Genomic DNA, 15,651 nt, shown 5'->3' with positions numbered 1-15,651 from the left:
GGAGAAGCGGGAGTTAGTCGTTGTCGGCTTCGGCGTCCTCGGCGAAGGCGTCGGAGTGGTCGTCTTCGTCCGTCTGGGCCGCCGTCTCGGAGTCGCTGGCTGCGTCGGTTTCGTCCGTCGCAGTCGACGCCTCCTGTCCGAACGTTCGCGTCTGGTAGCGATACAGCCCGTAGAGGAAGAACACGACGCCGCCGAGGAAGATGCGGCCTCCGAGGTCCCAGTTCCCCCGAAAGAGGATGTACATCGCGCCGAGGCTCACGCCGAGGAGTGCGACGTTGAACACGATGACCATCGTCCAGAACTCGTACTTCAGCTCGCTGGGAGCGTCTGCCTCGTCGGGGACCGAGGGTGCCGTCGGTGCTTCGGGAATCCGAACCGAGGGAGCGAGTTCGCCTTCGTAGTCCCGGAGGTCGCCCTCCGGGTCGTACTCCTCCGGTTCGTGCTCGCTACGCTCGTTGAACACTTCCTGTAGATAGTTCGGGGGGCGACAAAAGGATTCTGCGATGTTCCCGCGGACGGTTCGCCCGGGACGAACCGGGCCGCCTACGCCACGTCTCGCAGTGCGAACGTCTTGGTGGCTTCGAGCCACGCAAGCGGGTTCTCGGCGTCGTAGAATACGACGCTATCCTCCGTCTCGTATGTCTCGATGGATTCCGTTCCATCTGCTTCGCTCTGGTCGGGCGTCGATCCGTCACCGTTACTTGCGTGGTCGGACAAGCCCATTCACCTCCCTCCTTGCTAAGGCGTACCATTGTAAAGGTCTTTTTGCCGTGGAAACGACATCATTCGGGGACGGCGTCGACATACGGGGGTGAGATGGGACCGCTACGGGCGCCGACCACGATGAACCATCCTTTTAATCGGTGGCCGCTAACGCGTGTGCAATGACCGGACAACAGGCGTCCTTCGACGACTTCGGGGAGTCGTCCACGGACGCGAGCGTGGAGGGCGACGGTGGCGAGGACTCCTACGACCTCGTGGCAGAGGCCGAGGCCATCACGAACCCGGACTTCGACAACTCGGACATCGTCGAGAGCGACGAGGCGCTGTTTCCCGACCCCGACGGGACGGTCGAACTCGCCGTGATGCAGGTCGACTACACTGTCGAGGGCTCCGGCGACCACGAGGAGCCGGTTATCCACGTCTTCGGCCGCCGACCCGACGGCACCGCCGAGCACGTCATGGTGTTCGGCTTCCAGCCGTACTTCTACGCGCCGACGGACTCCCTCGACGAGGAAGAACTGGCCAACGAGGAGGTCATCACCGGCTGGGAAGAGACGAACGACGAGGGCGAACCCTTCGAGAGCATCCGCGGCGAGCACCTGACGAAGATATTCGGGCGCACGCCCCGGGACGTCGGGAACATCCGTGACCGCTTCGACCACTACGAGGCCGACATCCTGTTCCCGAACCGGTTCCTCATCGACAAGGACATCCAGAGCGGTATCCGCCTGCCCGAGCGCCGCGGGCGCAGTGGCGTCCTCCGGGTCCCCAATCAGGAGGTCGAAGCCGCCGAGGTCACCGCCGAACCGCGCGTGAACACCTTCGACATCGAAGTCGACGACCGCAACGGCTTCCCCGAGGACGGCGAGGAGCCCATCATCTGTCTCACCTCGCACGACTCCGTCGACGACGAGTACGTCGTCTGGCTCAACGTAGCCCACGAGGGCGACGCCCAGATTCCAGAGGAACTGCCGAACTACGAGCCCATCGAGGGTGACCTCGACGTGCGCGTCGAGACGTTCGACGGCGAGTCCCAGCGCGAGGCCGAGATGGCCATGCTCGACGCCTTCGTCGACTACATCGACGAGACCGACCCCGACGTGCTGACCGGGTGGAACTTCGAGGACTTCGACGCGCCGTACTTCCTCGACCGTCTGGAAGTGCTCGACTCCTCGATGCACGAGTACGACCTGAACCCGGACCGGCTCTCGCGCGTGAACGAGGTCTGGCGCTCGGGCTGGGGCGGCCCCGACATCAAGGGCCGCGTCGTCTTCGACCTGCTGTACGCCTACAAGAGCACGCAGTTCTCCGAACTCGAATCGTACCGGCTGGACGCCGTCGGCGAACTCGAACTCGACGTGGGCAAAGAGCGATACACCGGCGACATCGGTGACCTCTGGGAGCAAGACCCCGAGACGCTGCTGGAGTACAACCTTCGGGACGTGGAGATATGCGTCGAACTCGACCGCAAGCAGGACATCGTCGCCTTCTGGGACGAGGTCCGCACCTTCGTCGGCTGTAAGCTGGAGGACGCCCCGACGGCCGGCGATGCGGTCGACATGTACGTCCTGCACAAGGTCCACGGGAGCTGGGCACTGCCCTCGAAGGGCAAACAGGAGTCCGAGGACTACGAGGGTGGGGCCGTCTTCGACCCCATCACCGGCGTCAAGGAGATGGTCACGGTACTCGACCTCAAGTCGCTGTACCCGATGTGCATGGTGACTATCAACGCGAGCCCCGAGACCAAGGTCGACCCCGACAGCTTCGACGGGCCGACGTACAGGGCCCCCAACGGGACGCACTTCCGGAAGGACGAGGACGGCATGATTCGGGAGATGGTCGACGAACTGCTCGGCGAACGCGAGCACAAGAAGTCACTCCGGAACGAGCACGAACCCGGCAGCGAGGATTACGAACGGTACGACCAGCAACAGGCCGCGGTCAAGGTCATCATGAACTCGCTGTATGGGGTCCTGGGCTGGGACCGGTTCCGCCTCTACGACAAGGAGATGGGCGCGGCTGTCACCGCGACGGGGCGTGACGTCATCCAGTTCACGGAGAAGGCCGCGAACGAAATCGGCTACGAGGTCGCGTACGGCGACACCGACTCCGTCATGCTCGAACTCGGGACCGACGTGTCGGTCGAGGAGGCCATCGAGCAGTCGTTCGAGATAGAGGAACACATCAACGCCTCCTACGACCAGTTCGCGCGCGAAGAGCTAAACGTCGATATCGACGGCGGCGAGGAGCACCGCTTCCAGATCGAGTTCGAGAAGCTGTACCGCCGTTTCTTCCAGGCGGGGAAGAAAAAGCGCTACGCCGGCCACATCGTCTGGAAGGAGGGCAAGGACGTCGACGACATCGACATCACCGGGTTCGAGTACAAGCGCTCTGACATCGCGGCCATCACGAAGGAGGTCCAGCACCACGTCATCGACCAGATCGTCCGCGGTGCCAGCGAGGACGACATCACGGAGTACCTCCACGACGTCATCGAGGACTTCCAGGCCGGTGAGATGAGCTACGACGACATCGCCATCCCGGGTGGCATCGGGAAGCGTCTGGACGAATACGATACGGCCACCGCGCACGTGCGGGGGGCAAAGTACGCGAACATGCTGCTGGGGACGAACTTCGACCGCGGGTCGAAGCCCAAGCGACTGTACCTGCAGAAGGTCCATCCGGAGTTCTTCCGGGAGCTCGAGGACGCAGGCGAGTTCGACCCGCAGCGCGACCACCTCTACGGCGAGTTCAAGCGCGACCCGGACGTCATCTGCTTCGAGTACGCCGACCAGGTGCCCGGGGCGTTCGAAGTCGATTACGACAAGATGCTGGAGAAGACGTTGAAAGGACCGATCGAACGCGTCATCGAGGCGATGGGTATCTCGTGGGACGAAGTGAAATCCGGTCAACAGCAGACGGGTCTCGGGAACTTCATGTAGGCGCCACGGGCGGCCGGGTTTCGGCCACCCGAAAACTGTGTCACAGTTTACCAAACGAGAAAAATATTTCTGCATTCGGGAATCGAAAGCGGGGCATTACGCAAGCATTATGGGGCCGACCCCCTTTCGCTAGGACGATAAGAGGTAGCTCAGAATGGCACGACTAGAACTCACAAACCTTCACGCGAAGGTCGCAGAAGACGACGGTGAGAAGATTCTCGATGGCGTCGACCTTGAGGTTCGTTCGGGCGAGATTCACGCCCTGATGGGTCCCAACGGGTCCGGGAAGTCCACGACCGCGAAGGTCATCGCTGGCCACCCGGCCTACGAGGTGACCGACGGAAAGGTCCTCCTCCACCTCGAGGAGGGTGACTTCGGCGAGGACTTCGAGATTCCCGAAGACAAACGCACCTGGAACCTGCTCGACATGGAGCCGAACGAGCGTGCCGCACTCGGCATCTTCCTCGGCTTCCAGTACCCCGCAGAGATCGAGGGCGTCACGATGACGAACTTCCTGCGCACGGCGCTCAACGCCAAGCTCGAAGAGCGCGAGGAGCTCTTCGAGGACGACGACGGCGAGGAGGAAGAGGAAGAAGAGGCGGGCTACGACACCTCCCCGATGGAGGGTCCCGCCGACGACGGCGACATCGGCGTCGCCGAGTTCCAGCAGCTCCTCCAGGAGAAGATGGAGCAGCTGGACATGGACGAGAAGTTCGCCCAGCGCTACCTCAACGCCGGCTTCTCCGGCGGGGAGAAGAAGCAAAACGAGGTCCTCCAGGCCGCCATCCTCGAGCCGAGCATCGCCGTGCTCGACGAGATCGACTCCGGGCTGGACATCGACCGCCTGCAGGACGTCTCCCACGGCATCAACGCCCTGCGCGACGAGGTCGGCACGGGCATCCTGCAGATCACCCACTACCAGCGTATCCTCGACTACGTCGAGCCGGACCACGTCCACATCATGCTCGACGGGCAGGTCGTCATGAGCGAGGGCCCCGAACTCGCCGAGAAGCTCGAGGACAAGGGGTACGACTGGGTCCGCGAGGAGGTCTACGAGACCGCGTAACCGGTTCTGGCTAGCACAGGGTAGATACGTACCCAACCGTAACCAACAACCAATCAAACCATGAGTTCAGATCAAGACCACCTCAAAGAGACAGACACCGAGGCCCGCTTCGAGTTCAAGAAGGAACAGAAGTCGGCGTTCCAGACGGAGAAGGGCCTCACGGAGGAGACCATTCGGCTCATCTCCGAGGACAAGGACGAGCCCGAGTGGATGCGCGAGCGTCGCGTTCGCGCACTGAAACAGTACCAGAAGATGCCGATGCCGACGGACTGGCCCGGCCAGCCGGACCTCTCCGAGCTCGACATCGGCGAGATCGTCCCCTACATCCGCCCCGACGTTGAGACGCGTGGCGGCGCGGACAACTGGGACGACCTCCCGGACGACATCAAGGACACGTTCGAGAAGCTGGGCATCCCGGAGGCAGAGCGCAAGGCGCTCTCCGGCGTCGGCGCCCAGTACGAGTCCGAAATCGTCTACCAGAACATGCAAGAACAGTGGGAGGAGAAGGGCGTCATCTTCTGTGACATGGACAAGGCCGTCCAGGAGCACGAAGACCTCGTCAAGGAGTACTTCATGACGAAGTGCGTCCCCCCGTCAGACAACAAGTTCGCCGCGCTCCACGGCGCCGTCTGGTCCGGTGGGTCGTTCGTGTACGTCCCCGAGGACGTCACGGTCAACATGCCGGTGCAGGCGTACTTCCGCATGAACAGCGAGGGGATGGGCCAGTTCGAGCACACCCTCATCATCGCCGAGGAGGGCTCGGAGGTCCACTACATCGAGGGCTGTTCCGCCCCGAAGTACGGCAGCCACAACCTCCACTCCGGCTGTGTGGAGGTCTTCGTCGGCGAGGACGCGCACGTCCAGTACTCGACGGTCCAGAACTGGTCGAAGAACACCTTCAACCTCAACACGAAGCGTGCCATCGTCGAGAAGAACGGCACGATGGAGTGGGTCTCCGGCAGCATGGGCTCGAAGGCAACCATGCTCTACCCGGCGACCATCCTGAAGGGCCGCGGCGCGACGGACAACCACATCACCATCGCGTTCGCCGGCAAGGGCCAGAACATCGACACCGGCGCGAAGGTCTACCACAACGCGCCGAACACGAAGTCGACCATCGAGTCCAAGTCCATCTCGAAAGACGGCGGCCGCACGAACTACCGCGGCCTCGTCCACATCGCCAACGGCGCGGTCGACTCCTCGACGTCGGTCGAGTGTGACGCGCTGATGTTCGACAACGAGTCCACCTCCGACACCATGCCGTACATGGAGATTCAGGAGTCCAGGGTGGACGTCGCCCACGAGGCAACTGTCGGTAAAATCGGTGACGAGGACGTCTTCTACCTCCAGTCCCGCGGACTGGACGACGACGACGCCAAGCAGATGATCGTCGCCGGGTTCATCGAGCCCATCACGGAGGAACTGCCCATCGAGTACGCGGTCGAACTCAACCGCCTCATCGAACTGGAGATGGAGGGTAGCCTCGGGTAATCCCGAGAATTGATATGAGCACACAGGTACACGCCAACCTCACACGAGACCAGGTGGAACAGATTTCGGCCGAGCTGGGTGAGCCCGAGTGGCTCCTCGAGACGCGTCTCGAGGCACTCGAGGCACTCGAATCGCTCGACATGCCGAGTGTCATCCGGACCCCCGGGCGCGACTGGACGAACCTCGCGAACCTCGACTTCGAGGGCTTCGTCGACCCGCTCAATGCGGCCCAGGACAAAGAGCGCGTCAGCGCCGAGGGCGTCTCCGTCCTCGAGTGGTCCGAGGCCGTCGACGAACACGAGGAACTCATCAAGGAGCACTTCGGCAGCGTCATCGACCCGCAGGAGAACTACCTCACCGCGCTGTCGACCGCGCTCTTCACCGACGGGACCGTCGTCTACGTCCCCGAGAAGGTCGACGCCGAGGACGTGAAGATCCGCACGAGCATGAACAGTCAGTCGCTGTTCAACTACACGCTCGTCGTCACGGAGAAGAACGCCTCCGTCACGATTCTGGAGCGCCAGTCCACCGGTGACTCGGTGGAAGGCGAGCGCTACTACAGCGGCATCGTCGAGGTCGTCGCCGGCGAGAACTCCCACGTCCAGTACGGGAACCTCCAGAACCTCGACGAGGAGACGTACAACTACACGCTCAAGCGCGGCACCGCTGGGACGTACGCCACGGTCAACTGGATCGAGGGCAACATCGGCTCTCGTCTCACGAAGTCCAGCGTCGAGACGACGCTCGACGGTGACAGCTCCGAGACCCACATCGTCGGCGCGTTCTTCGGCCACGACGACCAGCACTTCGACGTCAACAGTCGTGTCTGGCACAAGGCCGAGCACACGACCGCCGACCTCGTCACCCGCGGCGTCCTCGACGACACCGCCCGCTCGGTGTACGAGGGCGTCCAGGACGTCGGCCGCGACGCCTGGGACACGTCGAGCTACCAGCGCGAGAACACGCTGATGCTCTCCGACGAGTCCGAGGCCGACGCCTCGCCGAAGCTCATCATCAACAACCACGACACCGAGGCCTCGCACTCGGCCACCGTCGGCCAGGTGGACGCCGAGGAGATGTTCTACATGACCTCGCGCGGTGTCGACCCGAAGTCCGCCAAGAACATGCTCGTCGAGGGCTTCTTCGTGCCGGTCCTCGAGGAGGTCGCCGTGGACGAACTCCGCGACGACCTCGAAGAGCTCATCTCCGAGCGCCTGCGCGGGTAAGCGCGGACACGTTCTTTCTCTCTTTCCGTTCCAGCGTCTCCCAGCGACTGCTGTCTCCTGGCCGAAGGCTTTTCTCGCGGTCGCGTGAAGGCGGCGACATGACTCTTCCCAAGGCGGTACTGGTCGGCTTCGTCGACGCCCTGCCGTTCGCCCTGTTGCTCGGGGCCGCGACGTACCTCGGCGGGGAGTCATCACTGGGGGCGACGCGGGCGGCCGCGATGTCGGCAATCGTGGCACTCGTCTTGCTTCTGCTGCTGGGGATGGTGAGTTACGTCAAGTACCGGGGGTCGAAGAAACGGTTCTGGCTGGTCCGGCAGACGGTCGATTCCGTCTGGATGCTCGGCTGGTAGCCGGACGGGCTGGCGGTTGTCCGCGCTGGTCAGTCCCAGTGGCTCTTGTCGCCGCGCAGCCAGACGTAGTCACAGGCGTCGAGGAAGAACGTCACGCCGCCGTCCTCGACGTGGTAGTCACCGGGGCCGAGTTCCTGGGTCGTGTCCGCATCGGGGACTTCCCACTGGAGCACCGATTCGCGGGGTTCGTCGGCGAAGCTGTGGGCGAAGATGTACGCGGTATCGTCGGTGTCGAGGCGGTGGACGAACACGTCCTTGTGGCCTGACTCGGCGATGTGGAACGAGCCGTCGGCCAGTTCGAGGTTGTCCTGCCGGGCGTCGACGACGCGCTGGATGCGCGAGAGCAGCGAGTCGGGGTCGTCGCGCTGGTCGGCGACGTTGATGCGCTCGTAGCTGAACTCGCCGTGGGCGATGGGCGGGTTGTAGCAGTCCTCGCGGTCGGCCTCGGAGAAGCCACCGTTCTGGCTGTCGTCCCACTGCATCGGGGTGCGGACGGACTCGCGCTCGTCGAGCCAGAGGTCAGAGCCCATGCCGATCTCGTCGCCCGAGAGGATGACCGGCGTGCCGGGGTACGAGAACAGCAGGCTGTGGGCCATCGCGATGCGGTCGTGGTCGCCGTCGTAGAGGTCGGCGAGTCGGAGACGGTGCCCACGGCCGAAGATCCACGCGGAGTCGTCGTCGGGGCCGAAGTACTCGCGGGCGTGTTCGAGCGTCTCGTGGGGGAGTTTCAGGAGGTTCCACTCGTCGTGGTTGCGCAGGAAGTTCGCCCAGTGGCCCACGTCGGAGATGTCGGGCAGAATATCGTCGGCGCGGTGGAGCGGCCAGGTGTCGCCGACGCCGACCGCGTACGTCATGTGGGCGTTGAGGACGAAGTTGAACAGCAGGTCGAAGGTGTCGCCGTCGCCGAAGTAGTGGTCGAGGTGCTCCGGCTGGTCGTCGGCCTCCGCGAGCAGGATGGCGTGGTCTTTCTCGGCTTTGACGACCTCGCGCATCTCTTTGAACAGCCAGATACCTTCCTCGGTCCCGTTGTGGCCCTTCTGCATCAGCATCGGGTGGGCGGCGTCGACCCGGAAGCCGTCGGCACCCTTGTCGAGCCAGAACCGGAGGATGTCGTGAATCTCGTCGCGTACTTTCGGGTTCGCGACGTTCAGGTCGGGCTGGTGGTGATAGAACTGATGGAAGTAGTGCTTGTCTGCGACCTCGTCGTACGACCAGACGCCGTCTTCGTACTCCGGGAAGATGTTGATGGTGTTGTAGGCGTCCTCGACGTGGCTCGTCCAGAGGTAGTAGTCGTGGTACTCGGATTCTGGGTCCTCGCGGGCCGCCTGGAACCAGCCGTGGTCGATGGAGGTGTGGTTGAACACGACGTCGGTGAGCACCTTGATGCCGCGCTCGTGGGCCTCGTCGGTGAACTCCTCGAAGTCCGAAAGCGAGCCGAGTCGGTCGTCGACGTCCCGGTAGTCCGCCACGTCGTAGCCGTTGTCTCGCAGCGGACTCGGGTAGAACGGTCGGAGCCAGATGCAGTCCACACCGAGGTCCTCGAGGTAGTCCAGTCGCTCGATGAGGCCACGGAAGTCACCCCAGCCGTCGCCGTTCGAGTCGTTGAACGTCTTCACGTCGAGCGTGTAGACGACAGCGTCCTCGTACCAGTCCTGTGTAGTCATTGTCGGTATTGACCGGTGCCGGCGGGTTGAGAGTTACGCTCCTGACAGTGTGGCTGTCTCACAGGCCCCATACCGGCTGTGAACCACGGAATTACCCACCGTTTCGACAGTCAGCAAGAGTTAGGTAGCCCCGTCCCCGCCTTTTCGATATGAGTCTGGGTCAGCGTGTCTCGACCGACCACCAGCTCGCGCGCCTCCTCCAGATCGGCGCGGTGCTCGAAGAGGTCGTCGAGTCGCGTGCCTACCACCACCTCGACTCCTTCGGGGACGAGTCCACACAGGTCGACGAGGAGATTCGTGACCTGCTGGAGCACGCCGCCGAGGAGTCCGCCGAGCACCGCGACCGCCTCGAAGCACTCATCGAGGACCTCGACGCCGAAACCGTCCCCTACGAGGAGATAAACACCCTCGTCGAGGCGAAGTACGCACAGACGAAACCCGAGGACTTCGACGGCCTGCTGTACGACCAGCTCTGTAACGAGGAGACGGCGTACAAGTTCTACGACGACCTCATCGAGGCCATCGAGGCGAGCGACACCGACTTCAGCATCGACCGCGACCGCGTCCTCGACACCCTCCGGAGCATCCGCGAGGAGGAGGCCGACGGCGTGGAGGAAGTCGCGACCATCATGGAGGACCGCGAATGACGGGGGCAGACCGATGAACACGGCAGACCAATACCTCAAGGCGATATACCTGGTGCAACGGATGAACGATGGGCCGGCAGCGACTGGCGCACTCGCCGACATGCTCGACGTCTCACCCGCCAGTGTCAACGAGATGATTGGAAAACTCGAAGGCCGTGGCCTCGTCGACCACGAGAAGTACAAGGGTGCGAAACTCACCGACGACGGTATCCTCCGCGCGGAGGACGCCTTGCAGACGTACTGCATCATCGAGCGATTCCTCGCGAACGTCCTCGAGGTCGAGAACTTCCGTGAGGAGGCCCACGCGCTCGAGGCCGTCATCGACGACACCGTCGCCGACCGACTCGACACCATCATCGACCGCCGCCCGGAGTGCCCGGACTGCTTCGACGCCGAGGCCGACAAGTGCTGTCACCTCGAACTCGAAGTCAGCGAGACTGCCGACTGAGCCCGCCTGCCCCGACCGTTCTGTCCCCGCTCGTTCGTGGCATGTCTCCGCGCACCCGAGTGCAAACCGTCCGAGAATAATAACTCATAAGCCAGTACGATTGCTACCTGCTACTGCGTAGTCCCGTGGTGTAGTGGCCAATCATAATGGCCTTTGGAGCCATTGACAGCGGTTCGAATCCGCTCGGGACTACTGTACTATATCGTATATTATTGCCGGCCAGCGGCATCTTCGAAGCCAACAGAACTAATGACGACGGGTAAATCGATTCACGGGTGAACCGTCGGGAACTCTTGACTGTGCTGGGGACCGGGTTAGCCGGGTGTTCATCGTCGACCAACCCAACAGGAACGAGTAGACGAACCACCCGGACGGCGCAGTCCACGACGAGGACGAACACTGGTATCACCGAACCGAGGTCCGATGGAACGGAGGTGCAGACGACGACAGCCGACTCCCCCGACGACACCGTAGACGTCGGTGTCGTCTACATCCCCTTCGCCGGGGACAAGTTCGGGAAGTGCACGACCGTCTCGTATCCCGAGGGTGGAACGTACGGCGACCCGATTCCACAGGGCGTCTCCAGCCAGCACGCGGCATGGCTCGCCGACGCTGGCGTCTCCACCGTCATGTTCAACTTCGGGGAGTCGAGGAACGACTACGACCGGCTTCGAACGTTCCTGCAGGCTGACCTCGGCCCGCTGTCGGTCGAACCGTTCTACGTCATCAGCCAGGCGCTCCGGCGCGACCGTGACATCGAGGCCGACTTCGCGTTCCTCCGGGAGACGTTGCTCTCGACGGACCGATGCCACAGGCGGGACGGTCGGCCAGTCGTCACCTTCTGGGACTTCGATTTCCTCGCGTGGGGTGGCAGTGAGGACTCGAAGGAGGCGAAAGCACTGGTCGAAGAGTACGGTGGCCCCGGGAGCTTCGTCGAGTACCTTCGTGAACAGCTCACCGTCGGTGGGACGGAGCCGTTCCTCGCCGGCGACTTCTTCGACCACGCCGTCGGTGGATTCCCGGATGACTACGCCGAACTGAACCGACACCTCGACGGAGCGACGAACTGGATAACCGCATTCGGGGAAGACGGAACCGCGGACTGGCCAGCGGCGCGGGACCGGGTCGAAGAGAGCTTCGCGGCGACCCGGACGTTCTGTGACGAACACGACATGGCGTACCACCCGATGGCGTTCCCGGGGTTCGACGACCGACACAACTCGTGCTGGGGGTCGGGTCGCCACATCCCGCGGTCGCCATCACACCTGCGAGAGCTCATGGCCCTCGCACGGGAGTACAGCACAGGGCGCGTGAACGTCGCGAGCTTCAACGACTGGACGGAAGGGCACCAGATCGAGCCGGGGCGCTTCCGTGGGACGGAGTACGGCACGGCCTACCTGGACGTCGTCGCCGAGTTCACTGGCCGGTGACTGACTCGGTGACCGGGCCGGTGGCCGGGTGGTAGCGCCCCCCAAAACGGCCGGTAAGCGGACTACTTTTCCGTGGCTGCCCGGAACTAGCGGGTATGGGTTTCGGTAGCTACGACGAGTCCGAGCAACAGGAACAGGACAACGACATCGACGAAGACGATGCAGTCAGCGTCCACGAACACGACCACGACGGGACGGTCGAGTTCGAACCCGACATGTCCAACGAGGAGCTGGTCGACCAGCTCCAGGACATGAAAGACTGAACCAGCAGGAATCACCGGCCCGTCCCAGCACTAGTTCTCGTAGAAGCTGCCTGCACCGTGGTCGTCCTGCCACGCGAACGCGAAGAGCCGACGAGCGGGGAGTCTGTCGAGTCTGCGGCCGTCGTCGCTCTCGCCGGTCGCACCGTTCCAGGTCGTTCGGTCGGCCTCGAACTGTCCGTCGCCGACCGGTTCGAACACGTGGCCGGGGTCGACGAACGCGTGGATTCCCTCCGGAGTCGCAAAGACGACGACCGTGAGGTCGTCGACGGTCGCCTGCACGACGCCACCTGCGTTCTCGACGCGAGGCAACGGGAAGCCGAGCGCGTCGTCGCCGGCCGCCACGCCGAGAACGACCGTCTTGGCTTCGATGTCGTCGTCACGGTCCCACTCGCGTCCGCCCGTTCCGCGGTGGGCTCCGAGGCCGAACCCGTCCATCTCGAAGTAGTGGTCGTAGGGGTCTACGTCGTACTCCGCCGGGGCGGCATCGCCGCCTTTCTGTCCTGCCTCGGTCTGACCGCCCGGCCGCGCCAGAACCTCGCCCTCGGGGTGAGACTCACGGAACCGTGTCATCGACACCATCGCCGCGGGGACGACGACGAGGTCGGTCCCCTCGTACTCGCCCGCGATGGCCGTGCCGAGGCTCTGTTTCCACTCGGATTCGGTCTCGCGGTCGTACATGACGAGGTCGTCGTCCGCGAGTTTCCCGGAGACGCCGAAGGTGAGGGGACGACCGCCGACGACCCTGTCGTACACCACGGCGCTACCACAGAGCGGGCACCACGTGACGGCGATGGGGTGGCCATCGCGGTCCGTGTTCACGATTTCGTGGTAGTGCAGGTATCGAATCGGGTACGCCCGTGGTGTGTCACCGTCGACGACCACCACTTCGTCGTCGTCGCCGCCGTCGTACTCGCCGACGGAGACGAATTCGGGTTCGTCGACGCTCGGGATGGCGTCCGGCGGGAGGACCTGCCTGACGTTCATGCGGATCGGTGCGCGGGCGCTGTTGAAAAGGACTCCGGGGGCGTGCGGGGGTCGCGCCACCCCGCAGGGATGTGTGGTCGGTCCTCGCCCGTCAGCCCGAGAGTTCGAAGTAGATGCGCTCCTCGCCGCTCCCGCGGGTCTCCCGGCCGGTCACCGTGACAGTGTCGATGTCGCCCGTGTTCGAGACGTGGGTCCCTGCACAGGCGGTCCGGTCGAAGGGGTCGTCGTCGGGGGTTTCCCCGGCGATTTCGACGATGCGTAACTCGGTGATGGAGTCGGGGAGCAGGTCGATGCGGGTTCGCTGGGTGTCGAGCCGCTCTTCGGCCTCCGCGCGGTCGAGTTCGTACCACTCGACCACTCGCTCGTCCGCAACGAGTTCGTTCATTCGAGTCTCGATGGCGTCGAGGTCAGCTTCCTCGAACCGGTCGTAGGCACAGTCGAGTCGCGCCCGGTCCGCGTAGAGTTGGTTACCAGTCGTCTCGGCGCCGTACTCCTCGAGCAGCAGTGCAGAGAGGAGGTGCTGGGCGGTGTGGTACCGCATGTGGGCGTGGCGGCGCTCCCAGTCGAGTTCGGCCGTGACGGTCGTTCCGGGCTCCGGTGGGGTCCCCTCGACCGTGTGGTAAATCGTGTCTTTCTTCTCGACGGCCGTGACCTGCCAGGTCTCGCCGTCGGCCGTGAGGAGTCCGGTGTCGTGGGGCTGGCCCCCGCCGGTCGGATAGAACGCGGTCCGGTCGAGGACCACCCGGTCCTCGAGCACCCGCTCGACCGTCGCGTCGAACTGTTGGATAGTCGAATCGTCGAGATACAGCGGCGTCGTCATCGTTCGGTCCGAAGCGACCGAGAAACTTAATTAGCAGTGTCGTAACGCCTAAGAGTCGAACAGACGTTTGTACGGGTAACAATGACTACGGAACGCTTTTCGCGGGGTGATTCTCTGTGGGTGTCGAAATAAAAGAATCCCGCGTCACCGACCAGGAGTTCGAGGCGATGAAAGAGTTCGTCTACGACTACCTCCTCGCCAGCGTCGAGAACGAGGACGAGGGCGGCCGGATGCGCTGGTACCCGTGGCACTCTGCTGAATATCGCCACAACCACATCCTCAACGTCGTCGACCTCGCGACCAAGATCGCACGCCGTGAAGGGGCCGACGTGGACGTCACGCGGGTCGCAGCCCTGTTCCACGACATCGCAAAGCTCGATGCTGACCAGGAGGTCCACGCCGAGGAGGGTGCCCGGGTCGCCCGGACGTATCTCGAATCCCAGGGTGAGTTCCCGGCCTCGTTCGTCGACCAGGTGTGTCGCGCCGTCGAAGACCACTCTTACCAGGGTGACCTCTCCGACCTCCCGCTGGAGACACAGTGCCTCATCGAGGCGGACATCCTCGACAAGGTCGGGGCCAACGGGACCGCCCTCATGCTGTTGCGGATGGGCTACGAGGCCCGGACGCACATGGACGCCTCGGAGATGGTCGACCGCGTGCTCGAACGCGGCAAGGACGCCGCCACGCGCATCGAGTCCGACGCCGCCGAGAGCATCGCCCACCAGCGCCTCAAGCGGGTGAAGTGGTTCCGCGAGTGGCTCGAAGAGGAGGTCTCGGAGATGGAGCGCGACGAGCACGACTTCGACTTCTGAGGCGGTCGAACACGGTTCTCGTGACGAGTCAGAAGAGCGCGACGAGCGTCCCGCTCGCGTCCACGAGGAAGTAGAGCCCGAACCCGGCCAGGACCACGGCACTCGCGCCAGCCACCGCTGGTGCGAACCGGTCGACGCGACGGCCGATGGAGACGAGGGTCGCCGGGAACCCCGCGACCCACACGAGGATGCCGAGGAAGAACCCGACGATGAGCGCCGGGCTCCCCGCCTGTACGACGAGCGTTCCGGCCAGTTCCTGCCCGATGTAGGGGACGTTCGCGAACACGTCGATGGCTTCGTCGTCGAGCATGTGGACGCCGACGGTGAGCCAGAAGACGATCTGGTAGGGGTTCGTGAGCGCGAGCACGAACGCCTTCTGGAATCCTTTCTGGTCGTCGTCCAGTTCCGTCTCGACGAACGAACTCGCCGAGCGCGCGTCTTCGAGTGCGCCGTGGGCGAAGTAGAGCATGAGGACGCCGCCCGCGGCGACCATCACACCACGCAGCGCGGGTGAGCGGTCCACGACCGAGACGACGCCGAGGTAGGCGAGAACGAAAAAGCAGGCGTCGGCGGTGAACGCACCGAGCCCCGCGCGGACGCCTGCGAGCCACCCGCGGACGACGCTCTCTTCGGCGATGATGGCGTTCATCGGTCCTGGCGGGGACGCGAGCGCGAGCCCGAAAACCAGTCCGATGAGCCCGGTCGTCAGGAGGGACATAGAGAATCTTGCGACAGGCTGACTGAAAAACACACCGTCTGCGGGGCACCCTGCCGATGGTCGAGGG

General features: G+C 63.9%; 16 protein-coding genes and 1 tRNA gene. 11 read left to right on the top strand and 6 right to left on the bottom strand.

Translation table 11 applies throughout. The annotated features are described in order from the left end of the window. Positions 1 to 13 precede the first annotated feature (13 nt). A complete protein-coding gene (locus ACSC1R_RS11355) occupies positions 14 to 463 on the bottom strand; it encodes a DUF7322 domain-containing protein (protein WP_439025856.1) in 450 nt (149 codons plus the stop codon). A gap of 80 nt (positions 464 to 543) precedes the next feature. Continuing rightward, entirely contained in the window at positions 544 to 723 is a 180-nt protein-coding gene (locus ACSC1R_RS11350) for a DUF7331 family protein (RefSeq protein ID WP_439025855.1), read from the bottom strand. A 161-nt stretch (positions 724 to 884) separates the two neighbouring features. On the opposite strand from ACSC1R_RS11350, the gene ACSC1R_RS11345 reads away from it, so the two are divergent. The 5 genes from ACSC1R_RS11345 (at position 885) to ACSC1R_RS11325 (ending at position 7,798) form a co-directional block, all read left to right on the top strand. Continuing rightward, complete coding sequence (locus tag ACSC1R_RS11345; protein WP_439025854.1) at positions 885 to 3,665, top strand: DNA-directed DNA polymerase; 2,781 nt, start codon at positions 885 to 887, stop codon at positions 3,663 to 3,665. 154 nt (positions 3,666 to 3,819) lie between these two features. Further along, entirely contained in the window at positions 3,820 to 4,731 is a 912-nt protein-coding gene (locus ACSC1R_RS11340) for an ABC transporter ATP-binding protein (protein ID WP_439025853.1), read from the top strand. 60 nt (positions 4,732 to 4,791) lie between these two features. Continuing rightward, a complete protein-coding gene (gene sufB / locus ACSC1R_RS11335; protein ID WP_439025852.1) occupies positions 4,792 to 6,222 on the top strand; it encodes a Fe-S cluster assembly protein SufB in 1,431 nt (476 codons plus the stop codon). A gap of 14 nt (positions 6,223 to 6,236) precedes the next feature. Beyond that, positions 6,237 to 7,448: a Fe-S cluster assembly protein SufD gene (gene sufD, locus ACSC1R_RS11330; protein WP_439025851.1), complete on the top strand. Its 1,212-nt coding sequence runs from the start codon at positions 6,237 to 6,239 to the stop codon at positions 7,446 to 7,448. A gap of 98 nt (positions 7,449 to 7,546) precedes the next feature. Next, a complete protein-coding gene (locus ACSC1R_RS11325; RefSeq protein ID WP_439025850.1) occupies positions 7,547 to 7,798 on the top strand; it encodes a hypothetical protein in 252 nt (83 codons plus the stop codon). Between the two features lie 29 nt (positions 7,799 to 7,827). Here ACSC1R_RS11325 and ACSC1R_RS11320 read toward each other — a convergent pair whose 3' ends face one another. Beyond that, positions 7,828 to 9,462 (bottom strand): alpha-amylase family protein, encoded by a 1,635-nt coding sequence (locus ACSC1R_RS11320; protein ID WP_439025849.1) that lies wholly within the window; start codon positions 9,460 to 9,462, stop codon positions 7,828 to 7,830. 149 nt (positions 9,463 to 9,611) lie between these two features. Between ACSC1R_RS11320 and ACSC1R_RS11315 the strand changes: the two genes are divergently transcribed. From ACSC1R_RS11315 to ACSC1R_RS11295, 5 genes are all read left to right on the top strand, one after another. Further along, complete coding sequence (locus tag ACSC1R_RS11315) at positions 9,612 to 10,109, top strand: ferritin-like domain-containing protein (RefSeq protein WP_439025848.1); 498 nt, start codon at positions 9,612 to 9,614, stop codon at positions 10,107 to 10,109. Between the two features lie 13 nt (positions 10,110 to 10,122). Next, positions 10,123 to 10,557, top strand: a complete 435-nt coding sequence (locus ACSC1R_RS11310) for a metal-dependent transcriptional regulator (RefSeq protein ID WP_439025847.1) — start codon at positions 10,123 to 10,125, stop codon at positions 10,555 to 10,557. Between the two features lie 119 nt (positions 10,558 to 10,676). Then, positions 10,677 to 10,749 (top strand) — tRNA-Gln (locus tag ACSC1R_RS11305). A 242-nt stretch (positions 10,750 to 10,991) separates the two neighbouring features. Next, complete coding sequence (locus tag ACSC1R_RS11300; protein WP_439025846.1) at positions 10,992 to 11,987, top strand: hypothetical protein; 996 nt, start codon at positions 10,992 to 10,994, stop codon at positions 11,985 to 11,987. A gap of 95 nt (positions 11,988 to 12,082) precedes the next feature. Next, positions 12,083 to 12,250, top strand: coding sequence for a DUF5786 family protein (locus ACSC1R_RS11295; RefSeq protein WP_439025845.1), 168 nt, complete (start codon positions 12,083 to 12,085; stop codon positions 12,248 to 12,250). Between the two features lie 30 nt (positions 12,251 to 12,280). Here ACSC1R_RS11295 and ACSC1R_RS11290 read toward each other — a convergent pair whose 3' ends face one another. Continuing rightward, positions 12,281 to 13,234 (bottom strand): DUF3179 domain-containing protein, encoded by a 954-nt coding sequence (locus tag ACSC1R_RS11290; RefSeq protein WP_439025844.1) that lies wholly within the window; start codon positions 13,232 to 13,234, stop codon positions 12,281 to 12,283. 91 nt (positions 13,235 to 13,325) lie between these two features. Then, positions 13,326 to 14,054, bottom strand: coding sequence for an alanyl-tRNA editing protein (locus tag ACSC1R_RS11285; RefSeq protein ID WP_439025843.1), 729 nt, complete (start codon positions 14,052 to 14,054; stop codon positions 13,326 to 13,328). A gap of 116 nt (positions 14,055 to 14,170) precedes the next feature. Between ACSC1R_RS11285 and ACSC1R_RS11280 the strand changes: the two genes are divergently transcribed. After that, positions 14,171 to 14,866 (top strand): HD domain-containing protein, encoded by a 696-nt coding sequence (locus ACSC1R_RS11280; protein WP_439025842.1) that lies wholly within the window; start codon positions 14,171 to 14,173, stop codon positions 14,864 to 14,866. Positions 14,867 to 14,894: 28 nt separating this feature from the next. On the opposite strand, the gene ACSC1R_RS11275 is transcribed toward ACSC1R_RS11280, so the two are convergent. After that, a complete protein-coding gene (locus ACSC1R_RS11275; RefSeq protein ID WP_439025841.1) occupies positions 14,895 to 15,584 on the bottom strand; it encodes a LysE family translocator in 690 nt (229 codons plus the stop codon). Positions 15,585 to 15,651 lie beyond the last annotated feature (67 nt).

Origin of the sequence: Haloarchaeobius ordinarius (genome assembly GCF_051801355.1) — an archaeon.
GTDB lineage: Archaea > Halobacteriota > Halobacteria > Halobacteriales > Natrialbaceae > Haloarchaeobius.
The sequence above is the reverse complement of the archived record's forward strand: the minus strand, read 5'-3'. Positions and strand labels throughout refer to the sequence as shown.

Excerpts from the sequence above, each read along its gene's own strand:
- ACSC1R_RS11340 (WP_439025853.1), top strand. The coding sequence starts at position 3,820 with ATGGCACGACTAGAACTCACAAACCTTCACGCGAAGGTCGCAGAAGAC.
- ACSC1R_RS11315 (WP_439025848.1), top strand. The coding sequence starts at position 9,612 with ATGAGTCTGGGTCAGCGTGTCTCGACCGACCACCAGCTCGCGCGCCTC.
- ACSC1R_RS11325 (WP_439025850.1), top strand. The coding sequence starts at position 7,547 with ATGACTCTTCCCAAGGCGGTACTGGTCGGCTTCGTCGACGCCCTGCCG.
- ACSC1R_RS11290 (WP_439025844.1), bottom strand. The coding sequence starts at position 13,234 with ATGAACGTCAGGCAGGTCCTCCCGCCGGACGCCATCCCGAGCGTCGAC.
- ACSC1R_RS11275 (WP_439025841.1), bottom strand. The coding sequence starts at position 15,584 with ATGTCCCTCCTGACGACCGGGCTCATCGGACTGGTTTTCGGGCTCGCG.
- sufB (WP_439025852.1), top strand. The coding sequence starts at position 4,792 with ATGAGTTCAGATCAAGACCACCTCAAAGAGACAGACACCGAGGCCCGC.
- ACSC1R_RS11345 (WP_439025854.1), top strand. The coding sequence starts at position 885 with ATGACCGGACAACAGGCGTCCTTCGACGACTTCGGGGAGTCGTCCACG.
- ACSC1R_RS11285 (WP_439025843.1), bottom strand. The coding sequence starts at position 14,054 with ATGACGACGCCGCTGTATCTCGACGATTCGACTATCCAACAGTTCGAC.
- ACSC1R_RS11320 (WP_439025849.1), bottom strand. The coding sequence starts at position 9,462 with ATGACTACACAGGACTGGTACGAGGACGCTGTCGTCTACACGCTCGAC.
- sufD (WP_439025851.1), top strand. The coding sequence starts at position 6,237 with ATGAGCACACAGGTACACGCCAACCTCACACGAGACCAGGTGGAACAG.
- ACSC1R_RS11350 (WP_439025855.1), bottom strand. The coding sequence starts at position 723 with ATGGGCTTGTCCGACCACGCAAGTAACGGTGACGGATCGACGCCCGAC.
- ACSC1R_RS11295 (WP_439025845.1), top strand. The coding sequence starts at position 12,083 with ATGGGTTTCGGTAGCTACGACGAGTCCGAGCAACAGGAACAGGACAAC.
- ACSC1R_RS11310 (WP_439025847.1), top strand. The coding sequence starts at position 10,123 with ATGAACACGGCAGACCAATACCTCAAGGCGATATACCTGGTGCAACGG.